The 4,900-nt window shown below is 34.4% G+C and carries 6 protein-coding genes; 2 read left to right on the top strand and 4 right to left on the bottom strand.

The annotated features are described in order from the left end of the window. The coding region (locus tag AC1DRF_RS16670; protein ID WP_477741194.1) for a GerAB/ArcD/ProY family transporter at positions 1–613 on the top strand (613 nt) is incomplete at its 5' end. A gap of 9 nt (positions 614–622) precedes the next feature. Here AC1DRF_RS16670 and AC1DRF_RS16665 read toward each other — a convergent pair. From AC1DRF_RS16665 to AC1DRF_RS16650, 4 genes are all read right to left on the bottom strand, one after another. Continuing rightward, positions 623–1,018 (bottom strand): YczF family membrane protein, encoded by a 396-nt coding sequence (locus tag AC1DRF_RS16665; RefSeq protein WP_427076739.1) that lies wholly within the window; start codon positions 1,016–1,018, stop codon positions 623–625. Between the two features lie 521 nt (positions 1,019–1,539). After that, positions 1,540–1,662: a hypothetical protein gene (locus tag AC1DRF_RS16660; protein ID WP_477741193.1), complete on the bottom strand. Its 123-nt coding sequence runs from the start codon at positions 1,660–1,662 to the stop codon at positions 1,540–1,542. A gap of 315 nt (positions 1,663–1,977) precedes the next feature. Further along, on the bottom strand, positions 1,978–2,676 hold the full coding sequence (locus tag AC1DRF_RS16655) for a polysaccharide deacetylase family protein (protein WP_477741192.1): 699 nt from the start codon (positions 2,674–2,676) through the stop codon (positions 1,978–1,980). Position 2,677: 1 nt separating this feature from the next. Continuing rightward, positions 2,678–3,880 (bottom strand): MGDG synthase family glycosyltransferase, encoded by a 1,203-nt coding sequence (locus AC1DRF_RS16650; RefSeq protein ID WP_427076737.1) that lies wholly within the window; start codon positions 3,878–3,880, stop codon positions 2,678–2,680. A 484-nt stretch (positions 3,881–4,364) separates the two neighbouring features. Here AC1DRF_RS16650 and AC1DRF_RS16645 point away from each other — a divergent pair. Beyond that, positions 4,365–4,900, top strand: a 536-nt coding sequence (locus AC1DRF_RS16645; RefSeq protein ID WP_477741191.1) for a DedA family protein, incomplete at its 3' end; no start/stop codon positions are given.

Raw genomic sequence — 4,900 nt, 5'->3', positions numbered from 1 at the left:
CATCAAAGTGGAGAATCTTCAACCTGTATTAGCGAATGGATGGGGAAACATAGGAAAAGAGTTAGTCCCCCTTGGCATTACTGTACCTTTCGGGGAATTGATTACCTTTACTATGATTCTTCCTTATTTAAATAAAAAAAGTCAGGCCGCAACAATTGGGTTATCCGCCATCATAATAGGAGGAATGGTCTTAACCATTAATTCAATTATTCTTTTGTGTGTACTCGGACCAGAGACTGTTTTAAGATCCTCTTTCCCGGCTCTTACAGCTGTGAGTTACATTAACATAGCTAGTTTTATTCAAAGACTGGATACCTTTATTCTCATTCTCATGGTCATTTTAGGTTTTGTTAAAATAACCATCTATTTCTTTTGTGCAGTGATTGGCGCGGCTGATTTGTTTCGAATGAAACCTTCTGTTACAAACATTTATTTAATTGGCGGTGTTATTTTTTTCTCCTCACTGATGATTGCTCCTAGTTATCAAGCTCATATAAATGAAGGACTCAAAATTGTTCCTTATTTATTGCACCTCCCTTTTCATATAGCAATTCCCATCCTATTGCTGATTACAGCATATATAAAACAAAAAATAAAGCCTACCCTTTTATGACAAGGGAGGCTATTGTTTTTTAAAAACAGGAAAAATGCTAACAGCAAGGAATAGTAAAACAAATAAAATAACCAAAAAATAATCTTCCCCACGGGCAATTACAAAATATTGTTTTAGGTTATAAAACGATTGAAACATATAGCTTCCCTGAAAAACGTCGATGAATACAATAAGAACATAAGCCCCGAGCAAAATGCATAAGGATGGAATTATTTTAGCCATTATATCAGCCTCACCTTTTTCTTTTAAAGTGCGGTAAATAATATAAAAATATACAAGGCGTCCATGAGATTTAATAATATTTATTAAATGATGAAAAATAATTGATTTTCTGCAAAGCAATCTGTTATAAAAATTTAACGCCACAAGAATTGTGGACATTGATCTCCAAAGAGCTTTTTTCATTCTAATGCACGGTTCTATTTTTATAGACTCTTAAGAAATAGTACAAACCAAGCAGAAGTAATCCTACATTTGTATAAAAATAAAAGATAAATCCATACAAAAAGTTCTTTTGAGCCAATGAATCAAAAACATAATGCAAAGAGTGGTATAGCGCTACATAGATTAAACAAAGATTCCAGAAAATATTTTCTTCTCTAGAGTAAATCTCTCTTAGCAATAAAAGGATAATCCACCAAAGCACAAGTATGGATAATGTACTGAGTAAGTTAATTGGATAAGTCTTATAGTAAAAGAAATACGCGCTGCTATAAAATAAAAGCATCGATAGTAACAACATGAATAGTGGCTTTCTGGAGTGTTTATTGGTGATAAAAAAGTATAAGCCAACTAAAATGGCAACAAAAAAATAAATGTAATTCAACAAATTTCCCATCTCAAACCTCAAAATTTTTATAATTTAATACTATGATATTTAAGTTTCTAATAAAATCTTTTATGTATTGGGTGAAAAACACTGCACCTTATGCTACCTTGCCTTTTTTATATGTATAATACTCAAAGATAGCAATCCCAAAGGAAACTCCAAAAGCGSTTGAAAATGCTGTTAAAAGATCAAAATTAGAGGTAAACAGAATATTAATCATTAAGTTTCCTCCAAAGAAGATTAAAAAATATACAAAGAATTTCAAAATAACTTTTTTCAAGAACTACCCTACTTTCATAGATTTCGTTTAAATTGACTGTTGATTCAACATAGATTTTAAAAATCACGAAATTATAAATATAACCAATATATGATTATATTACCATATATTTTTACTGACCATAAAAAAGAACCTCTTTAAAATAGAGGTTCTTTTTTTATAACAGACAAGATATTTAGTTGCAGTAATAAATAATAAGAATTAAAATTTCATTCGCAAGTTTTAATAAAGATAATCCTCTAATCCTCTTACTATCTATAGCTTCTCTACCAATTCATCAACACGCACACAAGTGAATCCTTTTGTTTGCACTGTTTTTAATACATCTTTTAACGCATTAATTGTGTTTCTTGGGGCGTCGGATTCAGCCCCGAGCGTATCTCCGCAGTCGTGCAGCAAAATGACGTCCCCGCCTTTTATGTTGGCCAGGCGTTGTTTAATCTTTTCGCTTCCGCCAGAGGTTCGCCAATCTTCCGCCATGATTGACCATAGAATAATCTTATATTTACCTCTTCTCATAAAATCGAAAAGGTTGAGCATTCCCCAAGGCGGGCGATAATAAATAGGTGTGACTCCAGCGATAGATTTAATCACCTTGGCTGTATTCTTAAGTCCATTTCTAACTTTCCAAGGCGACATAAACCAATTGGAGTGATGTACGTAGTTATGAATTCCGATTAAGTGGCCTTCATTATGCATGCGCTGAATCAGTTCAGGGTACTTTTCTGCTTTAGTACCGACCACAAAAAAGGTTGCCTTCACCTCATTTTTCTTCAATAAATCAAGAAGTATCGGCGTATAAACAGGGTTCGGACCATCATCAAACGTAAAAGCAATTTTAGATAAATCCCTTCCTCTTTTAACTACGTTCACTCCTAGACCACGTGATAAGAAATACGGAATAACGGTGTATAATAAAATAAAAAAAATAATAGCAGAAATCATGAACTCCATATTATATACTCACCTCTATCTCCTTTTGCTTTTGTATCGTTCTACTATCTGTTACGTTACGTAATGGACCGCGTCTTGCTGCTTCGATAATGACATGGAGAGCGTCTATGGATGATGTTTTGGTTTGATATTTTTTCATTCTTTGTTTCATCCATCTTAAAGGTGCTGAATCGTGGACAAGATTTTCAATTTGCGCAATTAACTCTTTTTCTGACTGTGCAGACAGTGCGAATCCCGAACGGCATAAATACTCTGCATTGTCTTCTTCTTGTCCTGGTAACGAATGATAAAGCAGTATTGGTAGATCCATCGCCATTGCCTCAGAGGTTGTTACTCCCCCCGGCTTGCTGATCATTAAATCTGCAATAGCCATTAATTCTTCAACCTTTTCACAGTATCCAAAAATTCTCACGTCATGCTTCGAGTCTTTTAATTCCCACTCTAATTGTGTTTTTAATTTCTTATTTTTACCACATACTATAAAAAGTTGAATCGTTGTGGAAATGGATTCTAATGCCTTAAAGGTTGAAATCCCTTTTCCAAAAAATCCGTCTCCCCCTCCCATGATGAGCAGGGTGAACATATTTGGATTAATCATATATTTATCTAGGAGAAGGTCTTTTGGAAGAACATCCATAAATCTTTTCCGTACAGGTATTCCAGTGTTTTTAATTTTGTCTGCCTCTACCCCTAACGCAATTAATTGATCACGCAATCGAGCAGACCCTACCACATATTGGTCTGTAGAAGGATGAATCCAATAAGAATGATCCGTATAATCTGTGATAATGGTTACCGCTGGAATATCAATTAACCCTTGCTCTTTTAATCTTGATATAATCCCGGCGGCAAATGGATAGGTACTAACCACTACTTTCGGTTTTATTTCCTGTATGATTTTAAGCACGGTTTGCATGCCCGACAAAAAGATCGAATTTAGCTTAATGGAAAATGAATTTTTTACACGAGTTTTTTTATACAAAAAGCTATACACTTGAGGAAACTTCTTAATGCTTTTTTTATAAATATAGTGGCTGATTGGATAGAGGGTGGGATGAATCCACTCCATGATATCCATGGTAATGGGCTCAGCATCAGCAGCGATCTCATTTACTGCCTCGCTTATCGCATTAGCCACTTGTTTATGTCCCTCTCCAAATGTAGCGGAAAGAATGAGGTATTTATCCTTCTCACGATTATTCATGACTTTCCCTCCTTATAGTTTTTATTCTTTCGTCATATGATGGAACCTGAAATATTCACCACATCTTTTTGTTCTTTTGTTTATGCAAGTAAAGATTTACTCTACTGATAAAAGAGTAAACATGATAAAAAAATTAATACCGGGTATTTAGCCTTTTTAATCAATTTGTGTGGTGTATCTTTTCTTCTTTTTCGTTACATAGATTGTTTAGGAATTTCTTACACTATTTATTAGAAACACATACAGTCTTAAGTTGAGCTTTCAAATAGCACATTTTCAGTCTACGGTTTGTAGTTAAAAATAGGCTAAAAATAACATTAAAAATCAATGAAAAAGAAAGTTTTTTTTATAAATAGTGCTACATTAAAAGAAAAGCAAAGGTGAAATTAACCTTTTCCCTTAACTTATTTTCAATCAAATTCAAGCATATTTGAGTTATTCACTGTGCTTTAGGCAAATACATATTATGAAAGAAGGACAAACCATGGATTTTATCACATCTTATATAAATCAATACGGATATATCGTGCTGTTTCTAGCATTGATGCTGGAACTGCTCGCTCTTCCTCTTCCAGGGGAGCTGCTCATGGGCTACGCTGGGGTTCTTGCCTTTCAAGGACATTTGAGCTGGATGGGAAGTATCTTGGTGGCTGGTATGGGGAGTATGGTTGGAATGACCATAGCCTACGGAGTTGGTTATAAGTTAGGGACTCCTTTTTTTGATAAATACGGAAAAACCCTTCATATGGGGCCAGAGCGAATTGAAAGAATGTCAAAATGGTTTAGTGTGCATGGAAACAAACTGTTGATTATTGCTTATTTCCTCCCTGTTATTAGACATATTACAGGATATTTTTCAGGAATTACTCGGCTTCCTTTTCGTACGTATGCACTGTACGCCTATAGCGGATCATTTCTTTGGGTCACCATATTTATTACTCTAGGAAAGTTATTAGGACCTCAGTGGGAACAGTTTCATAATTCTATCAAGAAGTACTTTATCATTGGGATGATTGTAGC

This window comes from Priestia sp. P5_B4, from assembly GCF_056400385.1.
This window is presented reverse-complemented; position numbering and strand designations above follow the sequence as displayed.